Origin of the sequence: Saccharopolyspora phatthalungensis (genome assembly GCF_014203395.1) — a bacterium.
In the GTDB taxonomy this organism is placed as follows: domain Bacteria; phylum Actinomycetota; class Actinomycetes; order Mycobacteriales; family Pseudonocardiaceae; genus Saccharopolyspora; species Saccharopolyspora phatthalungensis.
This window is the reverse complement of the sequence record NZ_JACHIW010000001.1, coordinates 5388096-5411710: the sequence shown is the minus strand read 5'-3', so window position 1 is coordinate 5411710 and position 23615 is coordinate 5388096. Positions and strand designations below refer to the sequence as shown.

General features: G+C 67.9%; 25 protein-coding genes. 15 read left to right on the top strand and 10 right to left on the bottom strand.

Translation table 11 applies throughout. From position 1 onward, the window contains the following. Nucleotides 1-93: 93 nt before the first annotated feature. From BJ970_RS24760 to BJ970_RS24730, 7 genes are all read left to right on the top strand, one after another. Complete coding sequence (locus tag BJ970_RS24760; RefSeq protein WP_184728415.1) at nucleotides 94-912, top strand: universal stress protein; 819 nt, start codon at nucleotides 94-96, stop codon at nucleotides 910-912. A 24-nt stretch (nucleotides 913-936) separates the two neighbouring features. After that, the gene (locus BJ970_RS39610; RefSeq protein WP_184728414.1) at nucleotides 937-2622 is read left to right on the top strand and encodes an NAD(P)H-dependent oxidoreductase subunit E; all 1686 of its coding nucleotides are present in this window, start codon (nucleotides 937-939) and stop codon (nucleotides 2620-2622) included. After that, the gene (gene fdhF / locus BJ970_RS24750; RefSeq protein ID WP_184728413.1) at nucleotides 2622-5375 is read left to right on the top strand and encodes a formate dehydrogenase subunit alpha; all 2754 of its coding nucleotides are present in this window, start codon (nucleotides 2622-2624) and stop codon (nucleotides 5373-5375) included. The genes BJ970_RS39610 and fdhF overlap by 1 nt, the downstream gene beginning before the upstream one ends. A gap of 85 nt (nucleotides 5376-5460) precedes the next feature. Then, a complete protein-coding gene (locus BJ970_RS24745) occupies nucleotides 5461-6036 on the top strand; it encodes a CBS domain-containing protein (RefSeq protein ID WP_246471008.1) in 576 nt (191 codons plus the stop codon). Between the two features lie 15 nt (nucleotides 6037-6051). Then, nucleotides 6052-6423 carry a CBS domain-containing protein gene (locus tag BJ970_RS24740; RefSeq protein ID WP_184728412.1) on the top strand — a complete coding sequence of 124 codons (372 nt, stop codon included), beginning with the start codon at nucleotides 6052-6054 and terminating at the stop codon, nucleotides 6421-6423. 212 nt (nucleotides 6424-6635) lie between these two features. Then, nucleotides 6636-7346 carry a hypothetical protein gene (locus tag BJ970_RS24735; protein ID WP_221467305.1) on the top strand — a complete coding sequence of 237 codons (711 nt, stop codon included), beginning with the start codon at nucleotides 6636-6638 and terminating at the stop codon, nucleotides 7344-7346. Nucleotides 7347-7439: 93 nt separating this feature from the next. Continuing rightward, the gene (locus tag BJ970_RS24730; protein WP_184728411.1) at nucleotides 7440-7874 is read left to right on the top strand and encodes a universal stress protein; all 435 of its coding nucleotides are present in this window, start codon (nucleotides 7440-7442) and stop codon (nucleotides 7872-7874) included. Nucleotides 7875-7949: 75 nt separating this feature from the next. Here the strand turns inward: BJ970_RS24730 and BJ970_RS24725 are convergent, their stop codons facing one another. The 4 genes from BJ970_RS24725 to BJ970_RS24710 form a co-directional block, all read right to left on the bottom strand. Beyond that, nucleotides 7950-8954, bottom strand: a complete 1005-nt coding sequence (locus BJ970_RS24725) for an Acg family FMN-binding oxidoreductase (protein WP_184728410.1) — start codon at nucleotides 8952-8954, stop codon at nucleotides 7950-7952. Between the two features lie 173 nt (nucleotides 8955-9127). Continuing rightward, nucleotides 9128-9688, bottom strand: a complete 561-nt coding sequence (locus BJ970_RS24720) for a ferritin (protein WP_184728409.1) — start codon at nucleotides 9686-9688, stop codon at nucleotides 9128-9130. A gap of 186 nt (nucleotides 9689-9874) precedes the next feature. Then, on the bottom strand, nucleotides 9875-11281 hold the full coding sequence (locus BJ970_RS24715) for an APC family permease (RefSeq protein WP_246471007.1): 1407 nt from the start codon (nucleotides 11279-11281) through the stop codon (nucleotides 9875-9877). Between the two features lie 24 nt (nucleotides 11282-11305). Then, nucleotides 11306-11911, bottom strand: coding sequence for a DUF305 domain-containing protein (locus BJ970_RS24710; RefSeq protein ID WP_184728408.1), 606 nt, complete (start codon nucleotides 11909-11911; stop codon nucleotides 11306-11308). Nucleotides 11912-12050: 139 nt separating this feature from the next. Between BJ970_RS24710 and BJ970_RS24705 the strand changes: the two genes are divergently transcribed. After that, nucleotides 12051-13358 carry an IS701 family transposase gene (locus BJ970_RS24705; protein ID WP_184725761.1) on the top strand — a complete coding sequence of 436 codons (1308 nt, stop codon included), beginning with the start codon at nucleotides 12051-12053 and terminating at the stop codon, nucleotides 13356-13358. Nucleotides 13359-13486: 128 nt separating this feature from the next. On the opposite strand, the gene BJ970_RS39010 is transcribed toward BJ970_RS24705, so the two are convergent. Next, nucleotides 13487-13615, bottom strand: coding sequence for a hypothetical protein (locus BJ970_RS39010; RefSeq protein ID WP_281399482.1), 129 nt, complete (start codon nucleotides 13613-13615; stop codon nucleotides 13487-13489). A 229-nt stretch (nucleotides 13616-13844) separates the two neighbouring features. Here BJ970_RS39010 and BJ970_RS24700 point away from each other — a divergent pair, with 229 nt between their 5' ends. Further along, nucleotides 13845-14249: a hypothetical protein gene (locus BJ970_RS24700; RefSeq protein ID WP_184728407.1), complete on the top strand. Its 405-nt coding sequence runs from the start codon at nucleotides 13845-13847 to the stop codon at nucleotides 14247-14249. Nucleotides 14250-14388: 139 nt separating this feature from the next. Here BJ970_RS24700 and BJ970_RS40170 read toward each other — a convergent pair whose 3' ends face one another. Then, the gene (locus tag BJ970_RS40170; protein ID WP_376775080.1) at nucleotides 14389-14670 is read right to left on the bottom strand and encodes a three-helix bundle dimerization domain-containing protein; all 282 of its coding nucleotides are present in this window, start codon (nucleotides 14668-14670) and stop codon (nucleotides 14389-14391) included. Between the two features lie 215 nt (nucleotides 14671-14885). Here BJ970_RS40170 and BJ970_RS24695 point away from each other — a divergent pair, with 215 nt between their 5' ends. Genes BJ970_RS24695 through BJ970_RS24685 form a run of 3 tightly spaced genes read left to right on the top strand, consistent with a single transcriptional unit; the run spans nucleotide 14886 to nucleotide 17024 of the window. Continuing rightward, nucleotides 14886-15227, top strand: coding sequence for an Rv3488 family transcriptional regulator (locus tag BJ970_RS24695; protein ID WP_184728406.1), 342 nt, complete (start codon nucleotides 14886-14888; stop codon nucleotides 15225-15227). Continuing rightward, nucleotides 15224-15709, top strand: coding sequence for a DoxX family protein (locus BJ970_RS24690; protein WP_221467304.1), 486 nt, complete (start codon nucleotides 15224-15226; stop codon nucleotides 15707-15709). The genes BJ970_RS24695 and BJ970_RS24690 overlap by 4 nt, the downstream gene beginning before the upstream one ends. Before the next feature lie 34 nt (nucleotides 15710-15743). Continuing rightward, entirely contained in the window at nucleotides 15744-17024 is a 1281-nt protein-coding gene (locus BJ970_RS24685) for an APC family permease (RefSeq protein ID WP_312864393.1), read from the top strand. An 86-nt stretch (nucleotides 17025-17110) separates the two neighbouring features. Here the strand turns inward: BJ970_RS24685 and BJ970_RS24680 are convergent, their stop codons facing one another. Further along, nucleotides 17111-17953 carry a universal stress protein gene (locus tag BJ970_RS24680; protein ID WP_184728405.1) on the bottom strand — a complete coding sequence of 281 codons (843 nt, stop codon included), beginning with the start codon at nucleotides 17951-17953 and terminating at the stop codon, nucleotides 17111-17113. A 257-nt stretch (nucleotides 17954-18210) separates the two neighbouring features. Further along, complete coding sequence (locus BJ970_RS24675; RefSeq protein ID WP_312864392.1) at nucleotides 18211-19863, bottom strand: sensor histidine kinase; 1653 nt, start codon at nucleotides 19861-19863, stop codon at nucleotides 18211-18213. A 150-nt stretch (nucleotides 19864-20013) separates the two neighbouring features. Here BJ970_RS24675 and BJ970_RS24670 point away from each other — a divergent pair, with 150 nt between their 5' ends. Further along, a complete protein-coding gene (locus tag BJ970_RS24670) occupies nucleotides 20014-21036 on the top strand; it encodes an Acg family FMN-binding oxidoreductase (RefSeq protein WP_184728404.1) in 1023 nt (340 codons plus the stop codon). Between the two features lie 4 nt (nucleotides 21037-21040). Here the strand turns inward: BJ970_RS24670 and BJ970_RS24665 are convergent, their stop codons facing one another. After that, a complete protein-coding gene (locus tag BJ970_RS24665) occupies nucleotides 21041-21691 on the bottom strand; it encodes a response regulator (RefSeq protein WP_184729333.1) in 651 nt (216 codons plus the stop codon). A gap of 284 nt (nucleotides 21692-21975) precedes the next feature. On the opposite strand from BJ970_RS24665, the gene BJ970_RS24660 reads away from it, so the two are divergent. Then, nucleotides 21976-22137, top strand: coding sequence for a hypothetical protein (locus tag BJ970_RS24660; RefSeq protein WP_184728403.1), 162 nt, complete (start codon nucleotides 21976-21978; stop codon nucleotides 22135-22137). A gap of 124 nt (nucleotides 22138-22261) precedes the next feature. Beyond that, nucleotides 22262-22405, top strand: a complete 144-nt coding sequence (locus BJ970_RS24655; RefSeq protein WP_184728402.1) for a hypothetical protein — start codon at nucleotides 22262-22264, stop codon at nucleotides 22403-22405. A 526-nt stretch (nucleotides 22406-22931) separates the two neighbouring features. Here the strand turns inward: BJ970_RS24655 and BJ970_RS24650 are convergent. Then, nucleotides 22932-23093 carry a hypothetical protein gene (locus BJ970_RS24650; RefSeq protein WP_184728401.1) on the bottom strand — a complete coding sequence of 54 codons (162 nt, stop codon included), beginning with the start codon at nucleotides 23091-23093 and terminating at the stop codon, nucleotides 22932-22934. Nucleotides 23094-23615 lie beyond the last annotated feature (522 nt).

Genomic DNA, 23615 nt, shown 5'->3' with positions numbered 1-23615 from the left:
TCGATGGCGACGATAGGGCCCATCGGCCCTATCAGCACGACCGCCGTGGTTGCCAGCGTGGTGCACGTTGCCGGCATCGTGGGAGCGCGAGACATGACGCGAACGAAGCAGTCCGTCGTGGTCGGCGTGGACGGCTCCGAATCGTCCTTGCAAGCGGCGCTGTGGGCAGCGGCCGAAGCGGACCGCCTGTCCGTTCCGCTGCACCTGATCGTGATCAACAACGACCCCAGCCGCGACCCGTATGCCAAGAAAGTGGTCGCCGACTTCAGCAACCGCTGCCGGCACGCCGCGGGAGGGATAGAGATCACCGAAGAGGTCGTCTACGGCCACCCCGCGGAGGAATTGGTGCACCGGTCGGCCTCCGCACGGCTGGTCGTGGTGGGCTCCCGCGGGCAAGGCGCATTCCGGGAAACACTGCTCGGCTCGACCAGCGCGGCAGTCGCCACGCACGCCTCCTCCCCAGTGGTCGTGGTGCCGGGTGGCGGCACAGCCACCTCGGGTCCGGTCGTCGCCGGAGTCGACGACTCCCCCGGGTGCCGACCCGCGCTGCAGTACGCATTCGACGCCGCGAAGCACCGCCACAGTGAGCTGGTGGCGGTACAGGCCCTGCCGAACGCCTACTTCATCCCCGGCCCCTACGAGCACCCGGACCGCGACGAACTCCTGGACCTCGCCCAGCGGGGCCTCGCCGAACAGGTGTCCACCTTCACCGGGGACTACCCGGAGGTGGCCGTGCGCCAGGTCGTGTCCAACATCGCGCCGGTGCAGGCCCTGCTCGAAGCCGCCCAGCATGCGCAGCTGCTGGTGGTCGGCCACCGTGGACGCGGCGGTTTCGCCGGGCTGCTGGTCGGATCGGTGGCCAGAGGAGTCTTGCACCACGCGCCGTGTCCGGTCGCCGTGGTCCCAGGGTGACCGCGCGATTGCTAGGGGGAATCCGTGGGGCGAGACGCGTTCGTCGAATGGGAACAGCGGTTCGGGCACAACGAGACCGGGATGCTCGACCGGTTGCAGGCTGCGGCAGCCCGCCGGGAGCGGATCACCCGGGATGATCTGCACGCCATCGCGGAAGAGTACGGGCGGCCGGTGGCCGCCGTTGCCGGCGCGGCGGGGTTCTACGCCGATTTCGCCGGTGCGCACGGCACCCGTCATGTGCGGATCTGCGCGGGCACCTCATGTTTCGTCTCCGCCGGCGACCACACCGTTCCGCTGGCCGAAGCGGCTCTCGGTGTCCAGCCCGGGCACGCTAGCGCTGATGGCTCGGTGTCCCTGGCCGCGGCCTATTGCCTGGGCTACTGCTACGCCTCGCCCACCGCACTCGACGGGCACACCCCGATCACCGGGCCCGATCTCGGCGACCGGCTGCTCTCCCCCGAGCACCCGGTCGCGGCGGCACCCCAAATCCCGTACCACAACGCCAGCCGCCAAGCCGTGACCCTCGCCGGACTGACCGGAGCGGAGGACTCCTGGCAGGTGTGGCCCCAGATCGTCACCACCGGGTCCCCGCACGCGGTCCGTGCCGAGGTCGCGCTCGCCGGTCTGCGAGGACGGGGTGGCGCCGAATTCCCGGTGGCGGACAAATGGCAGGCGGCATGTCGTAACCCTGCCCCGAGGTTCGTGGTCGCCAACGGCGACGAGGGCGATCCGGGTTCGTTCTGCGACCGGCTGCTACTGGAGAGCGACCCGGACCGGGTCCTGGAAGGGCTCGCCCTGGCCGGGTTCGCCACCGGCGCGAACCGGGGCGTGGTGTTCGTGCGCTCGGAATACCCGATAGCTGTGGGGAGAATGCAGGCCGCGGTGGAAGCCGCGCGCGCCGCCGGGCACCTCGGGACCGGCGTGCACGGCTCGTCGTTCGACTTCGACGTCGAGGTCGTACAGGGCGCAGGCTCCTACGTCGCCGGGGAGGAAACCGCGCTGCTGCATGCCGTCCAGGGGCTTCGCGGCAGCGTCCGGCCCCGCCCGCCGTACCCGACCGAATCCGGCCTCGCCGGCCACCCCACCGTGGTGAACAACATCGAAACGCTCACCGCAGTGCCGTGGGTACTGCGACACGGGGGCAACACCTACGCGCAACTCGGAAACAAGGTCGAAACCGGCACCAAACTGGTGTGTTTGAGCCAGCGTTTCCGCCATCCCGGGGTGTACGAGGTCGAATTCGGCGTCCCGCTGCGCTATATCGTCGACACCCTCGGCGGCGGCCTCAAACCCGGATACACACTGAGGGCCCTGCAAGTCGGCGGACCGCTCGGGGGTTTCCTCTCTCCCGACGATCTGGACACCCCGCTGCTCGCCGAGGCGCTGGCCGAGGCCGGGGTGTCGCTCGGGCACGGCAGTCTCGTGGCCATCGACGACCGCGTCACCGCACGGGAACTGCTCCGGCACGTCTGGAGTTTCGCCGCCGCCGAAAGCTGCGGCACCTGCACCCCTTGCCGCGTCGGCACACGCCGGGGCCGGGAACTGGTCGACCTCTTGCCGGCCGATGCGGAGAACACGCTGTCACAGCAGGAAAATCTGCTCGACGTGATGGGGGCCGGCAGCTTGTGCGCCTTCGGCCGAGGCGTATCGGCGGCGGTACGCAGCCTGGTGCGTGTCTACCAGGACGAACTCCGCACCGGAGGACGCTGATGCGCGTGACCATTGATTCCACCACTGTGGACGTTGCAGACGGCGCCACGGTCCTCGACGCCGTACGCGCCTACGGCGCTGACGTACCGACGCTGTGCCATGACGACCGGCTGTCCCCGCGCGGGTCCTGCCGCACCTGCCTAGTCCGGGCCGCGGGCCGGATCGTCGCCGCATGCACCACGCCCGCGACCGAGGGCATGCACGTCGAGCTCGACGACCCCACGGCCTGGCAAGCGGCCAAAGGCGCGGCCGAACTGATCGTCTCCGAACTTCCCGCACGAGCGCTGGAAATCCCGGCCGAGCGCAGCGAACTCGTCCGCGCCTGCACCCACTTCGGCATCACCACCAGCAGCTTCACCGGCACCAAGCACAACCGCGGGGTCGATCACTCGCACCCCTACGTCAAGCTCGACCGCGACCTGTGCATCGCCTGCGGACGGTGCGTGGCCATGTGCGCCGAAGTCCAGGGCACCTTCGCGCTCGAACTCACCGGCCGCGGCTTCAACACCGTCGTCACCCCCGGTGACGGCGGACCGTGGGTCTCCTCCCCCTGCGTAGGATGCGGCGGCTGCGTCGACAGCTGCCCCACCGGTGCCCTGTCCGAACCCGGCCTGCTCGACCTCCGCCCCATCACCGCGACGACCACGACCACCTGTGGGTACTGCGGAGTCGGCTGCACCCTCGACGTCCACGTCCGCGACGACACCGTCGCCGCGATCACCCCGACGCACGGCGCCCCGGTCAACCGCGGCCACGCCTGCGTCAAAGGCCGCTTCGCCCACACCTTCACCAGTGCCGGCGACAGGCTGACCACGCCCCTGGTTCGCCGCGACGGACAGCTCGTCGAAACGACCTGGGACGAGGCGCTCACCACGGTCGCACGGCGACTGGCCGATATCCGAGACCGGCACGGCCCGGACTCGATCGCCATGATCTCCTCCGCCCGCGCCACCAACGAGGAGAACTACCTGGCCCAGAAGTTCATCCGCACCGCCATCGGCACCAACAACATCGACAACTGCTCGCGGCTGTGCCACGCACCCTCGGCCGCCGGACTGACCGCTGCCTTCGGCCTGGCCGGCGGCACCAACCCGCTCGACGACCTCGACCACACCGACTGCATCCTGCTCGCCGGAGCCAACCCCACCGAAGCACACCCCGTCGTCGGAGCCCGCATCAAACAACGCGTACTCGCCGGGGCCCGGCTCATCGTCGTCGATCCACGACGCACCGAACTCGCCGCCCTCGCCGACGTCCACCTGCAGGCCCGACCAGGGTCCAATGTGGCCGTCTTCAACGGGATCGCGCACCAGCTGGTCGAAGAAGACCTCCTGGCCCACGATTTCCTCGACCGGCGCACGACGGGTTTCGACGATCTCGCGTCGCTCCTGGCCGACTATCCGCCCGAGGCTGTCGGAGCCATCGCCGACGTGCGTCCGGCAGACCTGGTGACCGCCGCCCGCCTCTTCGGGCAAGCAGAACACCCCATCATCTTCTACGGGCTCGGCGTCACCGAGCACGCCCACGGCACCGACGGCGTGCGCACCCTGGCCAACCTCGCCATCCTCCGCGGCGCCGTCGGAACTCCGGGCTGCTGCGGAATCCTCCCGCTGCGCGGGCAGAACAACGTCCAGGGCGCCTCGGACATGGGAGCCCTCCCCGACGTGCTACCCGGCTACCAGCACATCACCGATCCGACGACGCGTGCCCGCTTCGAGCACGTGTGGGGGTGTGCACTGCCCGAGCGTCCCGGTTTGCGCATTCCGCAGATGTTCGACGCCGCGATCGCCGGAGACCTGCGGGCTCTCTACGTCATCGGCGAGGACATCGCGCAAAGCGACCCGCACTCCAGCCATGTTCGCGCCGCGCTCGACGCCTGCGAACTCGTCGTCTGCCACGACATGTTCCGCTCCCGCACCGCCGAACACGCCGACGTCGTCCTACCCGCCGCCTCCTTCCTGGAGAAGGACGGCACCTTCGTCAACTTCGACCGCCGCTTTCAACGAGTCCGACCAGCCCTCGCCCCACTGGATCACACAGCGACCGACTTCGAGATACTGCAACGGCTCGCCACCACCCTGGACATCGACCTCGGTTGCCCAACCCCGGCGCAGGCGATGGCCGAATGCGCAGCACTGACACCGATGTTCGCGGGCCTGTCGCACCAACGGCTCGACGCCGAAGGCCCCCTGCACTGGCCCTGCCCCTCCGTCGATCGTCCTGGCGAAGCCGTGCTCTACCTGGACCAGTTCGCCACCCCGGACGGCCTCGCCGCGCTGGCTGCCCTCCCCTACCTACCGCCCGGCGAACAAGCCGACGCCGACTTCCCGTTCCTCCTGGTCACCGGAAGGCGACTCGTGCACTACAACACCGGCTCCATGACCCGCCGCACCGCCAATCTCGAACTGCTGCCCACCGAAACCCTGGAACTCCACCCCTCGGACGCAGCGCGCCTCGGCATCCCCGGCGGAGCCGAGGTGACCATCACCAGCCGCTGGGGCCAGGCAACCCTGACCGCACATCCCACCACCGATGTCGCACCCGGCCAGGTATTCGCTGCCTTCCACTTCCCCAGCGCACCGATCAATGAGCTCACTTCACCGCACACCGACGCCGCCACTGACTGCCCCGAATACAAAGTGACCGCGGTGCACATCCGGTCGGCAGTCGATTGGAAATTCACCGCCGGCCACCGTTCATCGTTTCCGGCCACGGCCGACCAAGGCCCATCAGCCCTACCAGACGACCACTGATCCTCGGCACAGTGAGCATCGGACCAGCCGACCGAGATTCAACCCTGGTCGAGCGTGCGGCTTACGGGAGAGTCCGGGAGGAACGATGCAAGCCGAAGACATCATGTCGCGCCCGGTCACCACCGTCCGCGAGTACGACTCGATCAAAACGGCTGCCGGGCTGCTGGCCGAATACGGCTTCACCGCCGCACCGATGGTCAACACCGACGGCATCCTTGTCGGAATCGTCACGGAGGCGGATCTGATCCGGGACGCGATCCCCCGCGACCCATCCCTCGTCTCCCCGGTCATGACCAAAAAGGGGCGCACCGCGGCACGGGACACGGATTGTGCGGAGATCGCAGCGACGATGCTGAACCACCACTTGCGTGCAGTCCCGGTCGTGCAGAACCGCGAGGTCGTGGGCATCGTGACCCGACGCGACCTGCTGCACGGCCTGGCCCGCGACGATGCGCTGATCAGGACCGATGTCCAACGCAACCTCGATCGTTATGGCGGCTTCGAGCAGTGGGCGATTTCCGTGCTCGACGGCGCGGTCAAGATCACCGATCCCGTCGGTGACCCGGCCGGCCGCGACTTCGCCCGCGTGTTGGCACTCGCGTCACCTGGCACGCGCCAGGTGACGGTGCTCGAGCCAAAGCCGCAACAGGCGCACGCCTAGCGCATGGAGGAAGCCATGCAAGTCGAAGAAGTTTTCCATCCGGGAACACTGACCTGCGACGCGTCCGATCCACTCGAAGAAGTCGCGGCAAAAATGGCCGTAGACCACATCGGCGCGCTCGCCGTGCTCGACAACGACCGGATCATCGGCATCATCTCGGAACGAGACATCGTTCGAGCCGTCGCGGAAAAGGTCGACCTTCGAACCGCAACCGCGACCCTGTACGCGTCGCACCAACTCCAGACCGCCGCCTTCGGCGAGGACACCCGGGACGCCGCGCGGCGGATGCTCGACGCGGGAATCCGCCACCTGCCGGTGAAGCAGGGACCGGTAGTGGTCGGCGTGATCTCCATGCGCGATCTACTGGCCGTCGAAACCTGGCTGTGAACTATGAAATCCACAGGTGATCAAGCGGTTTCCGCACGGCACTGAGTCTGGTACCCCTGAGCATCTGCGGTGCTCAAGGGACCGATGGGGCCGGCGCGAGAGCCCCGCTTAAGCTTCCGGTAACAGAGGACCTTCGGCCCCATGACAACGTGCCTGCCGACCGCAACTGTCGATACAAATCTTGCCCATGTAGGACTTGTGCGGAGGATACGATGAGTGTGAGTGAAGGCCACGAGATGCGCTGGGGCGGGCTCGCCGGCCTCGCTTCACTCATGCTGGCCATCATCGCCGGCATCTTGCTACGCGGTGCGCCGAGCATCACCGACTCCACCGACACGATCGCCATGTATCTGGTCACCTCACGTGGCGTGATCATGACTGCGGTCGTGCTCTCGGCCGCCGCCGTGGCATTGTTCCTGTGGTTCGGCGCCACCTTGGCCACTGCGTTCCGGCTTGCCGACCCCAACAGCGAGGCCCCCTCCGTGGTGCTGGCGGGGTTCGCCCTCACCGCCACGATCGGATTCGTCGCCACGGCCGTCTTCGGCGGCATGGCCTACACGCTGGCCACCCACCCGATGCTGCTCGCACTCGCCTCCGTGCCCTACACCGCGCTCACCGTCGTGGGCACCGTCGCCGGATTGGCCATCGCCCTGCCGCTGGCCGCGTGCACCGTGGCCATGGCACGCACCGATGTGTTCCCGCAGTGGATGGCGTGGTTCACCGGGTTCGTTGCCGTCATCCGGGTCCTCGGCGCCCTCGCCGTCCTCGGCGGCGGTGGCGTGTTGCTGCCCGGCGGTGTGCTGGCCGCTTACATCCCCGGAGCGCTGACCGGACTGTGGATGCTGGTGCTCAGCGGCTACCTCGTCCGCGAACACCTGCCCAGCATTTCCCCACAGCGCCAGCAGGCACCCGGACCGGCCTGACCAGCCAGCCGGTGCAGCCGCCCTTCCACCAGGCCGCACCGGCTTCCTCCGCACCGCCCGATGACACGCAGTAGTTCTTCGTGGAGCGATTCCATGAGCGAGCAGAGCAAATATGCGATCGTCGTCGGCGTCGACGGCTCGCCCTCATCTCAAGACGCTCTGCGGTGGGCGGTTCGCCAAGCACACCGGACCGACGGCAACATCACCGCGGTGATGGCATGGGACACGCCCGCTCTCTACGACTGGCCCTTGCCGACCGCGGAACAACTCGACCGCGCCACCGACGAAACGCTCCGCAAGATCGTCCACGACACCGTCGATGAAGCCGACCTCGCCAGAATCCGCACGCAGGTCGCCCGTGGTCACCCTGCCAAAGCACTGCTGCACGCCGCCGAGTCAGCTGACCTCCTTGTTGTCGGCCGCCGTGGCCAAGGCAGCTTCTCCCATGCCCTGCTCGGCTCGATCAGCCAGTACTGCGTCAGCCACGCACCGTGCCCGGTGGTCGTCGTGCGTGATCATCGGCCGTGATCCCATGGCGAGGTCAGAAGGCTGATCGCTTCTTCCGACATCTCACTTCGCTGGCAGGGAACAGAAGCGGCTTCCTCAGTCCGGGTGTCGGTCGACCAGGTCTTGGAGCAGTTCGCGAACGGGACGCCGGGGAGTCTGCGGAGGCCGCCCGGAAACTGACGGCCAGCCGACTCGGATGGCCAACTGCGGATACCCCGCGTCATGCAGCACCGCCCGACGGACGAAGGCGCGTGTCTCCGGGACCTCGAACGCCTCGCTGAGCGGGCAGCTCGCCAGCCCCTCCAGCTCCGCCTGGCACAACACGGCACTGGTCGCCTCGCCTGCTGCCAGATGTGCGGCGACGTCATCATTCGCCGTGCTGATGAGCAGCAAACTTCCTGCTGTGCGGGGCGATCCGGCCTCCTTGTGGGCGACCGAAACGCGGCCGTAGTCGCGCACGACGAGATCTCCGTACTGCCGTCCGTGCAGCGGGGAGCTGTACTCGGGCATGCCCTCGGTCTCCACCGAGCTCAGCCCCGTCCACGCGGCCAGTTCCCGGCGGTACCTTTCCGACGCGCCATGGACCACGGACGCTTTCATGAACGCCTGGGCCAACGCATACCGCTGATCGCCCTCGGCGACCAGCACGTCCGCACCCGCTGCTTCACCTGCCAACACCAACTCGCGAAGGAGCGGTGCCGGCACAGGTTCCGGCTGGTACTGGCGGCGATCGGCCTGCCGCACGCATGCCGCCCCCGCCAACGCAAGGTCGATTTCACCGGGCTCAGCAGCGGCAACCACGTCGATGCGGGCCAGCAGATCGGCCTCCTCGTCAGGATTCGGTAACCGATGAACCCGCGCCGGCCAGCCCAGTGCCCGCAGCGCCAGCACTGCGTGGTGCAACGCCGCCCCATTGCTGAGGGCCAATTCCCGGCCGGTCGGGTCGGTCTCCGGAAGCGCCCGCGAGCGATCGAGCACCAACTCCAACGAGCCCGCCACTGCCCGCCACCGCCACGGCTGCACGTTGAACAGCGACGGGGCGCGGCTTGCCAGCGCGACCGCCTCGCGCAACGTGTTGCTGCTGAGATGCGCCTCAGTCATGACGCCCCCTGGATCGAGATACACGCAGCATCCAGTGCCAGGTCCGCCCGTGACCAGGGCCTACCGGACTTCATTCACAGGGCGCCGTGCCGCCACAACTCACGTCAGAGCGAACTCAAGCATCATCCAGTGTCAGCAGTTTTCACCAGTACTGGTTGGCTCACTGCTTACTGCTACAGCTTCCCGCCCGCCACGCTGGGGGCCATCGATTCGTTCCTGCTGTCGCCGACAGGGTCTCGCTTGAGGTAGTCCTCCATATCGAACATGTTGCCCTGGGAACGGTCCATGACGTTGAGCATCGTGGTCATTTCCGAGACCTCTTCGACCTGCTCGGTCAAGAACCACCGCATGAACTGCTCGCCGAGGTAGTCGCCTTCCTCGCGGACCGCCCGGGACAACGTCGTGACTTCTTCGGTCACGTTGCGTTCCTGTTCCAGGGCCAGGGCGATGAGCTCGCGAGGATCTGAGAAGTCGTTGCAGACGGCCGGCACTCCCGGAATCTCGACCTCGATGTTGTTGTCCAGCATGTACTGAACGATCCGCATCGCATCGTTGCGTTTCTTCACCGCGTGCCGGTAGAAGTACGAAGCCAACCGGGGCAGGTCCCGCTGGTCGTACCACACGGCGGCGGCCAGGTACTGCTGCGACACGGTCAGCTCGTTGCCCACCTGATTTTCGAGGAGGTTCTGGGCACGCGACGTGCGCGGCTCGATCTTTTTCACAATGCCAGTCATGTAGAAACGCTACGACGCGCCGCCGACGGCCATGCACCCGTCTTCCCGCATTCACACCAATCGAGCGATACCAAGCCCGGCGCACCAAATCTGACTTCGGTGAGGCATTCCTAATCCTTCGAACTCGAGGAACTCAGGATTTGCGGGGAGCGCGAGGAATCCGGGAATTAATGACCAAGGTAGACATTAGTCTTGTCGCGGCCGAGGGAGCCGAACAACGCGTGGGGCGGCGCGTGTTGCCTGGCATTGGCAGCTGGCTTGCTGGACGTCGCAGGGTCGGCCGGACCGAACCCACAGCCGGTGCAACAGGTATGCCAGCAGCAGTGTGGCCGCCATGGACACCAGCGGTGCGCCCCGGGCAAGGTTCATCGCGAGGGTGAAGCCGACCACGACGGCTCCGGCCGCGTTCACCGCCAGCGACGCACGGCGCCTTTCTCGATAGGACAAGCGCGCCATCGCCAGCAGGCCGGCGAGGAAGCTGAGGAACACCGCCACCGCGTAGAACAGGACCAAGCGCTGGTCCTGTCCACCGGCGGCGATGATGAGCGCCGCCGCCGCGAGCGCGAAGACCAGCACGCCCCAATACGGCGTGTAGTGGCTGTTGGTGTGGCCCAGCGACGGCGGCAGGATCCCGATCGACGCCGCGTCGGGCTGGCCCCGGACGGCGAGTGCCTTGAGCAGTCCAGGCCCGGCTTGCAGCGACGAGCTTGCCGCCGACAGCAGCAACAACGCCGTGACGAACTGGAAGGCGGCGAACACCGGTGCCGGTGCCGCGATGCGCGCCAACTCCGCGATCTGCGTGCTGTCGGAGTGGGGGACGCCGACGCGCAGGTGAACAGCCTCGGCAGTCAGCCCCAGCGTGAGGGCGCCGACGATGCCGAGGGTGAGCCACAGCGTGATGCGCCCGAACCTGCGGCGCCCGGTGTCATCGAGCTGCCCCAACTGCGCAATGGCCGACGAGGGCGCTTCGACACCGGTCGCCAACGCCATGGCCACAGGAAAGGCCAGCGCCACCGCCCATACTGCCGATGGCCCGGCAACCGGAACAGTCGGCTCCGCAGGCTGTGGCTGGGCCGCCAAACCCGAGAGCAGCACGACAGTGGCCAGCCCGACGAAGGCGATGGTCATCGTCGCGAACACCGCGCGGCCGAGATGGCCGAACCAGGTCAGACCGGCCACTCCAGCAACCAGGACGAGCGCCAGCAGGATCCGCCAGGAGGCCAGCATCGGGAGGTAGGCGATAACCGCCGAGGCACCAGCGGCGGCACTGATCGCGATCGTGAGGGCGAAGTCCACGACCAGGGCACCGATCGGCACGAAGGCCCAGCCCTGCCCGAACGCCTCCCCCACCGCCGCCGCGGCACCTCCACCGGCGGGATAGCGCGCCACGATCTGGTGGTAGTTGGTGGTCACCAGCGCCACCACGACGATCACCACGGTCATCGTCGGCAGCAGCAATCCGAGATCCCCGTGCAACGCCCGCAATGCGGCCTCGATCGCATAGGCCACCGAGGACACCGGATCGGCCATCACCGCGAACGCGAACGCGACCAGCAGCACCGGTCGTGCCTGCATGGCGCGTGGCCGCCCCATATCGACCACCACCCAACGGGCCGGTCAGCGGGTGGAGCCGCCCAGCATCTGCTGCATCTCGGCGATCTCCGCTGTCTGGCTGGTCTCGATGTTGCGGGCCAGCTGCTTGGCGTCAGGGTATTGGCCTTGGGCCTGCTCGGTTTTGGCCATCTGGACCGCGCCTTCGTGGTGCGCGATCATCATCTGCAGGAACATCCGGTCGAAATCCGGCCCTGACGTGCCCATCATGCGTGACATGTCTTCCATCGAGGGCATGCCCGGCTGGTGCTGCATCATCCCCGGACCCATGGTCGGCACGGGCTTGCCCCAGGATTGCAGCCACCCAGTCATGGTTTGGATTTCCGGCTGCTGCGCGGCTTCGATCCTGCCTGCCAGTTCCTTGACCTGCGGGTTCTGGGAACGTGCCTGCACCATCTGGGACATCTGGATCGCTTGCTGGTGGTGCGGAATCATCTGCTGGGCAAACGTCACGTCCGCGTCGTTGAACACCTGCGTGGCCGGGGGCGGTTGAGGTGTTGTCGGGGCACCACCGGTACCGGGCTGCCCCGTGCCACAGCCGGCCAGCACCAGCGCTGCTGCCGACGCAACGAGCACGATGTATCCGAAGAATCCATGATGGACGGTTTTCATCGGATGTCTCCTTGCACTAGGGTTTCGGGTTTTTTGGGGTGGTGGTCGGTGTGGCGGCGTGACTTGAGGTGATCATGAAAGGAGCATCGGCGGTTCCTACCACGTCTCCGAGAAGAGAGTGCCGCCGATGCTCCAGCCCGTGACCTTACCTGCCTCGCTGGCCGTTGTGGTGGAGGCGTTCCGGGGCTGTTTCACCGCTCCGTCGTTTCAGACCTTCACCATGCTGGTGGCGGGGTTGATCACGCAGACCGGGCGTGGCACGGTGTGCGGGATGCTCACCGCGGCCGGGATGGCCGGGCGGCGTCACCATGACTGGGCGCACCGGTTTTTCGCCGAGGCCCGCTGGTCGGCCGACCGGCTGGGGCTGACGCTGGCCGCCCTGCTCGTCGACCGGCTGCTGGATACCGATGCGGTGATCGAGATAGCGGTGGACGACACGCTGTTTCGCCGGTCGGGCCGCAAGATCCACGCTGCCGCCTGGCATCACGACCCCACCAGTCCCAGCCCGGTCAAGACCACCGGCTGGGGGCATTGCTGGGTCGTGGCCGGCCTTGTCCTGCACCCCTCATGGAGCCGCAGGCCGGTGTGCCTGCCCGTGCTGGCGCGGCTGTGGCGCCCGGGCGGGACGCCGAAACCGCAGCAGGCTCGTGAGTTGATCGAGCTACTCGCCGCCCGGTTACCCGGGCGCCGGTTTCATGTCGTCGCTGACGCTTTCTACGGCACCCGCCACTGGCGCGGGCTGCCCGCACACCTGAGCTTGACCACCCGGCCGAGATCGAACGCGGCCCTGCACGAGATCCACGAACCCCTCCCGGGTGTGGTCGGCCGGCCCCGCTACAAAGGCCCCAAGACCACCCTCGCCGAGATCGCCGAACACCAGCACTGGCGCACGGTCACGGTGACCCGCTACGGCCGCACCGAGACCACCCGCCTGCTGGAACACCGCTGCCTGTGGCCGCACATCCTGCTGCGCCAGCACGCGCGCGTCATCCTCGTCCACGACGGCCGGCCCCGCCGCGACGGACGCGCCTGGGACCTGGCATTGATCACCACCGACCTCGACACCCCCGCCGAGCAGATCATCGAACGCTACGCAGCCCGCTGGGCCATCGAAGTCACCTTCCACCAAGCCAAACACGACCTCGGTGCCGGTCAGGCCCGCAACCGCACCCCCCACGCCGTGGAACGCACCGTGCCCTTCGGACTCGTCTGCTACAGCCTGGTCTACCTCTGGTACGCCCTAGCAGGACACGACCCCACCGACGTCACCGACCGGCGCCGCACCGCACCCTGGTACACCACCAAAACCGAACCCTCCTACCAAGACATGCTCATCAAACTCCGACGAGTCCTCATCGCCGAACAATTTCGACCCACACCACCCCGACCACCAACCCCACAAGAAACCCTCCAAGTCCACCACGCCTGGGCAACAGCCACCGCATAACCCCGAAACCCCAGTCCTTGCAGGTTTCAGGCGACGCCGACTTCACATGTGCTTCGACGAGCGGCTTGTTCAAGTGTCCTTCTGGTCTCACGCGGGCGCACAAGATAGAGCCGCCCGCCGGCCCCGGGTCAGTGTGCGAAGACGGTACGTACGACGCCCGCCCGGTCGACTTCCGGACGGGCCAGCATCACGACCGAGGCAACGCCGACCCACAGAGCGAACGCAAGGCCCGCCGCGACCATCAGCACGGTCATCATCGCTGCTACCCACCTGCCCCTCCTGAATCAGAGGGCAGCACCAGCACATCGAGGCGGGCGCGCCCACCTCGACATTGATGGGCTGCCTCAGCGGTCTGCCAGGACAAGTAGAAGCCCTTCGGCCCTAGCCGACCTTGCCACAGCACACCACGCTTCATCCCCCACGGCCAACGGTCCCGAACCGGAACCGCGGCGCCGGGCCACCAGCAACGGCAGAGGCAGGCGCACCATGAACGTCATCCAACCCGAGCCCTGGGTCCTCACCGGGGCCGTCGTCGGCGCAGGAGTGTCGATCGAAGCCCTTGCCTCAGAATCCAGGGACACCGCGCCGTGGCTGCTCGCTAGTACCGTCCTGCTCGTCGCCGGGATCGCCCTGTTCGTCGTCCTACTCCTGGCGACCCCGATACGGGACGACACGCGAGAGGACACCGCGCCGCACGAATCGGACCCCCGCTACACCCCACCACGCCAAACCGCAGCCGCCGTCAGGCGACGCGCCCTCGCCGGGATCATCGCCCTCACCACCGTCAGCCTGCTCGCATGGTCGGCGGGCACACCCGCGGCCACTCTGATCCCAGCCGGACTCATGGTCGGCGGGGCGCTGACGATGCTCGTCGTGCGCGGTGCGTGGTAACGCTGAGCTCGGCGTCGAAGTGGTCATGTCACCGGCGATCCACCGCCAGGCAAATCGCACAGCAAACCCGACATCGACCGTCCACAAAGCAACGGCGCTCCGCGCCAGATGGCGTCTGCTACCTGGATGGCGATCTCGGTCAGGTCTGTTCGTGGGGCAAGGTGGCGAGGTGTTCTGCGGCTTGGTGCTGCGCCAGTGGCACGAGGTGGTCGGTCACCGTCGCACCGGCTGAAAGGTCGTCGTAGCAGCGCCGGAGGCATCCCGCGATGGTGTCGCGGTGCAGGTGTGGGAATCGGACGGCCAGGGCGTCGACGCATCGTTCCAGTGTCTGGTCGAGCGAGATGATTGACCTCGGGATTCGATATCGAGCTACGATGTCGTTGGACGATATCGGTAGTCGAGTGCATGCGACGAGAGACATGAGGGCGGCCAGGAGATGAACACAACGCGACCGCCACACCCGCGATGACCGATGACCGAGCTTGGCCTACGTCCGCAACCGCTCACCAAGCCCGTAGGCACCCGACCTGCGGAGACCGTCAAGCGGACGCAGCCCGTAGTATCGGTCTCCGATATCGGCTGTGCGAGCAACCTGGGCCGGGGCTGGAGCGGCTCGGGCCGGGCGAAGGGGTCGGGATGCGGGAGTTCTTGCGCGGTGCAATCCGGCTGCACATCCTGCATCACGCGGCCGAGGAGCCCATCCATGGTGCGTGGATGGCCCGGGAGCTGGCCGAGCACGGCTACGAGATCAGTCCGGGCACGCTGTATCCCACGCTGCACCGGCTGGAAGCCGAGGGCTTACTGGTCTCCGAGCATCAGCTCGTCGAGGGGCGCCAGCGGCGGGTCTATCGAGCCACCGAAGCTGGCCGCCAAGCCCTGGAAGCCGACAAAGCGGCGTTGCGGGAGCTGGCCGAGGAGGTTCTCGGCACTGGTCCGCACACCGGCTCCCCGCAGTCACGCCGCAGGAGGAAGCCATGACCACTCGAACGTTCCCCGCGCGTGTCCGACTGCTGGGCTCCGAGGCGCCCAAGGCCGTGATCCTCATCCGGATCGTGGTGGGAGGGATCTTTCTGTCGGAAGGGATCCAGAAGTTCCTGTTTCCCGTCACGCTCGGCCCGGGCCGGTTCGCCAAGGAAACGCCGCTGCCGGTACCGGAGTTCTTCGCCTACGTCGACGGGATCTTCGAGATCGGCTGCGGGCTGCTGCTCATCCTCGGGCTGTTCACCCGGCTGGCCGCTATCCCCATGATCATCAACATGATCGGGGCCGAGATCTTCACCAAGCTCCCGATCCTGCTCGGCGACGGGATCTGGGACTACCTGCACGAGGCCCGCACCGAACTCGGCCAGCTGTTCGGCGCAGTCTTCCTGCTGATCGTCGGTGCCGGCCCCTGGTCCCTCGACGCCCGCCTAGCCACCCGACGCTCCCCACAGGCGCACACAGACACCACAGGCGAATGACCGCCGCCCACAACGCACCGAATCGAGCTGCACAGTGAACTCTTCGGCACCGTCCAACGTGGGCACCCTGGCGCGACGGCTGGGCACTCTCGATGCCACCGTGATCGGGCTCGGCTCGATGCTCGGCGCCGGGGTGTTCGCCGTGTTCGGCCCCGCCGCCGCGGCGGCTGGCAGCGGCCTGCTTGTCGGGCTGGGGATCGCGGGCGTGATCGCCTACTGCAACGCGGCCAGCTCCGCCCAGCTTGCGGCGGTGTATCCAACCTCGGGCGGCACCTACATCTACGGCCGGGAACGCCTGGGCCACTGGTGGGGTTTCGCCGCGGGGTGGGGTTTCGTCATAGGCAAGACCGCCAGCTGCGCGGCCATGGCGCTGACCTTCGCCGCCTACGCCGCCCCCGGCTACGAGAAACCCGCTGCGGTGGCCGCAGTGGTGCTGCTGGCGGCGGTGAACTACATCGGCATCACCCGCACCGCCGCCCTGACCCGGATCCTGATGGGCGTCGCCGTGGTCGTGCTCGCCTTGGTCGCGGTCCTCGCGTTCCCGGCAGCCGACCCCAGCCGACTGGCCACCGACCCGGGATGGTGGCCGAACGGCCCACTCGGCGTGCTGCAAGCCGCCGGACTGCTGTTCTTCGCCTTCGCCGGATACGCCCGCATCGCCACCCTCGGCGAAGAAGTCCACAATCCAGCCCTCACCATCCCCCGCGCCATCCTCATCGCACTCCCGGTCGCGGCGGTGGTGTACGCGGTCATCGGGCTCGCGGTCCTGCTCGTGCTGGGCCCGCAGCAGCTGGCCACCAGCACCGCACCGCTGGCACAGGCACTCACGGCCTCGGGCCACGGTTCGCTGACCGAGATCGTCCGCATCGGCGCCGCGGCGGCCAGCCTCGGGGCTTTGCTGGCGCTGATCGCCGGCGTCGGACGCACCAGCCTGGCCATGGCCCGCCACGGCGACCTGCCCCGCTTCCTGGCCGGAGTCCACCCACGTTTCCAGGTGCCCCACCGCGCCGAACTCACCCTCGCCGCCATCGTGATCGCCCTGGTGCTCACCACCGATCTCCGCGGCGCGATTGGGTTCTCCAGCTTCGGCGTGCTGGTCTACTACGCCATCGCCAACGCCTCGGCCTTCACCCAAAGCGCCGAGGACCGCCGCTGGCCCCGCACGATCAACATCCTCGGCATCACCGGATGCCTGATTCTCGCGGCCACCCTGCCGCTGACCTCCGTGATCACCGGCCTTGCGGTATTCGCCATCGGCCTCACCGGCCGAGCCCTCCGCCAACAACACCGCACCCCCGCACGTACGGACCGCTGAGAACAGGTTGAACCAGGTTCACGCCGATCACTGAGGTCAATGCAGGACGAATTTCAGCCCGGCGCGGATGTGACGGCTCGCCCGCGTCAGGGCGTGTGGCTGGCTCGGACGATGATCACCGGGCACTCGGCATGGTGCAGTACGCCGTAGGCCACCGAGCCCAGCAGCAGGCGCTCGAACCCTCCCCGCCCGCGGTGTCCGACGACGAGCAACTGAGCATGCGAGGCCGCCGCTGTCAGTTCTTCGACAGGGTGCCCGAAACGCGCCTCCTCGTGGACCTCGACATTCGGGTAGCTCGCACGCCACCGTCCCAGCTGCGCGGCCAACTCCCGCTGCGCATCGTCCAAACTGAACCAGGCTGCGCCCGACGGAGCCTCGATCCAGGAGTACTCGGCAAGGACCGGCCGCCAGACGTGCAGCGCGACCAGGTCCGTCCGCCGCGCGGCGGCCGCGTCAAAGGCCGTTTGTAGTGCTACCTGACTGGGCGCAGAGTCGTCCACTCCGACCACAACGGGACCGACAGCAAAGCTGGTGCGGCGGTCCCGGATAACGGCGACCGGGCAGCGAGCATGCATAGCCACCGCCGTGCTCACCGAGCCGAGCACCGCCTCCGCGACACGGCCGAGGCCGCGCGATCCGACCACGACCAGCTGCGCCTCCGCGGACGACCAGATCAGCTCTTCGATCGGACGCCCATGCCTTATCTCCTCGAAGACCTCCACCCGAGGACGCTCGTTGCGGCACTGCTCTGCCGCGTCCGAGAGGGTTTCCCACACCTCGCCGTCCCGGCTCGGATCGTCACCGACGATGACCAGGCGCAGCGGGGCATTCCGGAAGTCGGCTTCCTCCGCCGCCCACGACGCAGCAGCCAACGACTGCTCCGAGCCGTCCACCCCCACCAGCACCGGCATCTCGGTCTTCGTTGCCATGACGCGACACCTCACTGTCGAGCACGCACGTGACACCAGGTCATCGGAGTCTTCTCAGTGTGCCCTTCCGAAGCCCGGCGCACAGGGATGGCCAACGGCGGACTGTGCGAGTGCGCGGGCCGGTGCTTCGACCTATCTGGCGACGCAGTCCTTGTCCTGCACGCAACTCCCGAGGACTAGCGCGGTGTTCCTGACTGCTAATCAGCTCCGTGGGGCGCCCCAGTAACCGTCAGCGACACCTCGACGCCAAACTCCCTTCAGCGGACGGGCGCGGTCCACAGCAGTCGAGTCCCGCCGCTCTCAAGTGGCTCCACCACGCTGTGCCCGCCGAATTGCGTGGCGCGTTCGGCAAGGTTGCGCAGACCGCTGCGCGTGACGGTCTCCGGGATACCAATGCCGTTGTCGGTCACGTCGACGACCAGATCCCCGTCCAACGAGACCGTGACTGACAAGTCGGATGCATGGGCGTGGCGGACGGTGTTGCTCACCGCCTCTCGAACGACCGCCTCGGCGTGCTCGGCCAACGTCGGGGGCAGGACGTCCAAGGGACCCGACATCCGCACGGTGATGCGCATCGGGGAATCGCCGACCAAGTCGTTGATGATCTCCTGGACCCGTGCCCGGAACCGGGTCGACCCCGCGGTACTGGTGTGCAGGTCGAAGATGGCTGCCCGAACGTCCTGGATGACCTCGTGCAACTGGTCGATGTGCTCGGCCAACCGGTCAGCCACCGTGGGGGACTTCACGCGGCGGTGGGTGCTCTGCATGGCCATGCCGATCGAGAACAGCCGCTGGATGACATGGTCGTGCAGATCCCGGGCGATCCGATCGCGGTCGGCCAGCACGTCGCGCTCCCGGCGCGCCGCCAGCGCTTCGGCCCGCTGCAACGCCAGCGCGGCTTGATCGGCGAACGACGACACCACCTGAAGCTCGCGCTCATCGAACACCGCATCACCGCTGTCGCGCACCACCAGCAACACCCCGGAGATCACCTCACCGGCGCGCATCGGCACCGCCAGCGCCGGACCGAACCTGGCGTCAAGGCCGCCGATGGGGTCGTCCGCCAGGCAGGCAACGTTGCGCGGTACCCGTTCGCGAAATACCTGGCCGGAGGTGGACCCGGTTACCGGGATCTTCCGGCCCACAAGGGTGTCGATGCCGCCTCCGGCGCACACGGCGATGGTGAGCTCGCTGATCTCCGCGGGATCCTCCTCCGCTTCCTCGGGCACCAGTAGGACCGCGTAATCAGCCGCGGTCAACTCCAACGCGCGCTCGGCGATCAAGTGCAAGGCGTCCAGCGGGTCCGTGCCCCCGAGTAGTTCCGCGGTGATCTCACCGCTGGCATCCAGCCACCGTTCTCGGCGGCGCACCTCGTCGAACAGGCGCGCGTTGTCCACCGCCGTCCCCGCCGCGGCCGCCAGTGCCTGCACCACGGCCTCGTCGTCCTCGGTGAAGCTCCCGCCGCCGAGCTTCTCGGTCAGGTAGAGCCGCCCGAACGTCTCGTGCCGCGCCCGGATCGGCACCCCGAGGAAACTGCGCATCGGAGGGTGATGAGGCGGGAACCCCACCGACGCGGGGTGGTCTGCGACGTCGTCGAGGCGTAGCGGCTTGTTCTCCTCGATGACCACCCCCAGCACTCCCCGCCCGGTAGGCAACGGCCCGATCTTCCGCCGGGTGGCCTCATCGATGCCGTCGAACACGAACTTGTTCAACGTCCCGTCTGCGCCGAGCACCCCGATCGCGCCGTAACGGGCATCGACCAGTCTCATGGCCGAGCGCACGATCTGCCGCAGCGCGGCATCCAGCTCCAGCTCCGAGGAGACCGCCAGCACCGCCTCCAGCAGAGCGTCCATCTCCCCCGCCGATGAGATCGAGCCATCCCGGGGACTTGGCAAGTCTGCCCTGCTCACACGGCCACTGTCGCACGGCGGGCCGGTGCTCACACACCCGATGGCCCCGCTGGTATTCCGCGTCTCGGAAGGTGCCGATCGGCTCTACTCCGCTCGCCCACCCCCCCACAGGCTGTAGCTCACCGACGGCGAACGAGCGAAGAGGTTGCAATGAATCCGCACATCTTGCCCATCGGGAGCTTGACGGCGGATCAGGTCCGAAAGGCCCTGCTCGCGGCGATCGCCGCGCCGTCGCTGTGCAACAGCCAGCCCTGGCGGTTCCACTGCACCCCCAGCGTCATCGAACTGCACGCGGACCGCTCACGCACGATCCACGCGGCCGACCCCGAACACCGGGAGCTCGTGCTCGCCTGCGGGGCCGCCCTGCTCAACCTGCGCCTGACGATCCGAGTGACTGGGGTGCACCCGGACGTTCGCATCCTTCCGGACCGCACTCAGCCGGATCTGCTCGCGACCGTGCGGCCCGCGGGACCACGCCCGGCCACGCCCCTCGACCATGCGCTGGTGGCGGCGATCCCGCGGCGGCACACCAACCGCCGCCCCTTCCTGCCGAGCCCGGTCCCGACGCCGCTGCGAAGTCAGCTGCGGCAGGCCGCCGAAGCTGAGCGCGGGTGGCTGGCCTTCCTGGACCAGCCGCGCTTGGCCGTGTTGCAGAACCTGGTGCACCGGGCGCATCAAGCGCAGCTGGCCGACGAAGCCTTCGTGGCGGAATGGCGGCAGTGGATCGGGCGCGACGGCGATACCCGCGACGGGGTGCCCGCCCGTACCAGCGGCCCGCGACCCGAGCCGCAGGATGAATGGGTGCTCCGCGATTACAGCGCGGGGCAGGCAGCTCGCCGTGTGGCTGGGAAGGATTTCGAGCCCGAGCCGTTGATCTGCGTCCTCGGATCATTCCAGGACTCGCCGGCGGCTCAGCTGCAAGCCGGGCTTGCGATGCAACGCGTGCTGCTCACCGCGACCGGTGGCGGGCTGTCGTCCTCGTTCCTGTCCCAGGTCGTAGAGGTCCCCACGGCTCGGGCAGACTTGCGTGCCCTGCTCGGCGGCGGGCTGTGGCCGCAAGCCGTGCTGCGCATCGGCTACGGATCACCGGTCCCGGCCACCCCGCGGCGGCCTCTTGAAGATGTGGTCACCTGCGAACCCACACCTGCCCACGCCAGCCACGGGCATGGCTAGGTGATCACTCACGGCGCTGGCCAGAGCGGGAACGCGCCTGCGCGGCCAGGACCGCGGCCTGCGTTCGGCGCTCCACTCCGAGCTTGGCCAACAGCCGCGACACGTAGTTCTTGACCGTCTTCTCCGCCAAGAACATCCGCTCGGCTATCTGCCGGTTGGTCAGGCCCTCCCGGATGTGCCCTAACAGGATGCGCTCCTGCCTGGTCAGCCCCGGGAACGCCGCTGAGCTGTCGAGCTTGGCGCGCAGCTCATCCACCAACGCGGCCGTGGCCCGATCACCCAGCAAGGGCTTGCCCGACCCCACCGCACGCACCGCCGGCACCAACTCCATGCCCTTAATGTTCTTGACCACGTACCCTGCGGCCCCGGCCAGAATCGCGTCCAGCATGGCCTGCTCATCGGCGAACGACGTCAAAATCAGGCAATGCAACTCCGGCAGTCTGGCCCGCAACTCCCGGCACAACTCCACGCCGTTGCCATCCGGCAGCCGCACATCCAACACCACGACGTCCGGACGCAGCGCGGGAATGCGCGCCAACGCCTCACTCACCGAAGACGCCTGCCCGATCATCTTCAGGTCGTACTCCGCATTCAGCAGCTCGGCCAGTCCGACGCGTACGACCTCGTGGTCGTCCACCAGGACCACCGTGATCACACCATGATTCGGCCCGATGCCGCTCATACATCCACAGTACGACCGCCCGCACCCCGTTCGAGCTGGCAAAGGTCCCAATCAGTCCCAAACGGCGGTCTCACCGCGCTATCCGGGAAGCGCTGTCCGCGTGGAAGGCTCAACGCGTTGCGCGGATCTCGTCGCCGTCGGCTAACTCGACGAAGCCATGGAGAACATGGCGAACCGACCGCACTCCGCGACCACAAGCCCTCGGCATCTTGAGCAACATCGGCGAACTACCAGGTTCGGTGCGTCGCACCGGTTCCATGGTTCGAACCCCCAAGTCACACGCATCCACAGACCAGCTGTTCACGCTCCTGGACGGAGCTCGGGGTCAGGTCCTCGCAGCGGTGTACCAGACCTCGGGTGGCACCTACATCTACCGCCGGGAACGCCTTGCCCTCTGGCGGGGCTTCGCCGCCGGGTAGGGCTTCGTCACCGGCAAGACCGCCAGCTGCGCGGCCGTGGCGCTAACCTTCGCCCCCTACCCCGCCCCCCGGCTACGAGAAACCCGCCGCCAGCACCACCACCGCGGCCACGGCGGCGGTGGTGGTGCTGGCGGCGGTAAACTACCTCGGCATCACCCGCGCCGCCGCCCTGACCCACGGCCTGCTCGCCGTTGTCGTGGTCGTGCTCACCCTCGTCGCGGTGCTCGCATTCCCGGCCGCCGACCCCCTCGACTGGCGACGGGTCTAGATGGTGGCCGCACGACCGCTCGGACAGCTCGAAGCGCAGCTCGCGCGATGCAGGCTCGGTCCCAGACTCGGCAGCACCGTCAACCGACGCGGCCCCGGTCTGTCATCCGCCAAACGCAGCTGCAGGAACGCCTGGGCCACGGACCGACTCGACCTCCCACCGACGGTCACGTAGACGCACCCGCATCCCGCGCTCGAACACTCACGCTCCCTCGATCCACCTCACACGGAACCAAATAGGCTCGTGACAGGCTATCGAGACGCCCTCCCGCGCCTCGGTGCCACATCAATTCCAACCGACCAATCGGCCTCGAACGGCCTACTCCTGCCGGCGCTCGACGCACCCTGACAGGAATGGTGTGGCCGCGTGCTTCCCGAGGGGGAAGCGGGCGCACGCGGCCAGCAGACTGCGAATCTAGCTCTTTTCGCCGTCTCCTTCTGGAGGGCGCGGGGGCTTGCCTTCCTGGGCTTGAGCGGACCAGTCGCCGAACACACCGGCGGTGCGGTTTTGGCAGGCCGAGCTCGTCCTACGCGTCCTTGGTGGGCTCGGCGTACTTGTTGGTGTGCCCCTTGTCATCGTCCTCACGCTGGCCACGCCCAGCGGCGCCGACACCCGCAGCGACGCCGCTGGCCCCGCCACGTGCGCCTGCCGAGCTGGAGCTGCCGCCAGCGGTCGCTGCCGTTGACAACGCCGGACGAGCCGCCTGGCCCCAGCACGGCGGTTACCACTACCGATGCACACTCGACCGATGCCGGTTCCGGTGCCTCCGCCAACTCGGCCGCCAACGCCCGGCCCGCTGGTGCTGCCGGGTGGGATCGCCCCCGACGAACCCTCCTCCAGCGGGCACGATCCGGATCTGTCCGGTATGGACCTGTTCGGAGCACCACGTGCACATCGGGCGATCGTCCTGATCGGATACGTCGTGTGGTCGTGTTAGAACGCCGCACAGCGCGGTGAGTTTGCCGTCTTTGCCTCGCGGAACCTCGGTGGGCAGGACGTGATTGTGGTAGCCGAACGCAACCCAGTACCCAGTGGGCAGGTCGTCTATGGGCTGATCATCTGCCATAACGCTCTCTTCCGTGCTCCCGATGCAAAGGCATGCAGTACTCCTCGCCCTGACACGAGCGCGACATCGACGACTGGGCTGTGCGTCGGCGCTGTCGTGTAGTAGCAGGTGGGGCCTGCTCGGCGCCTCGCCGGACGACCTTTC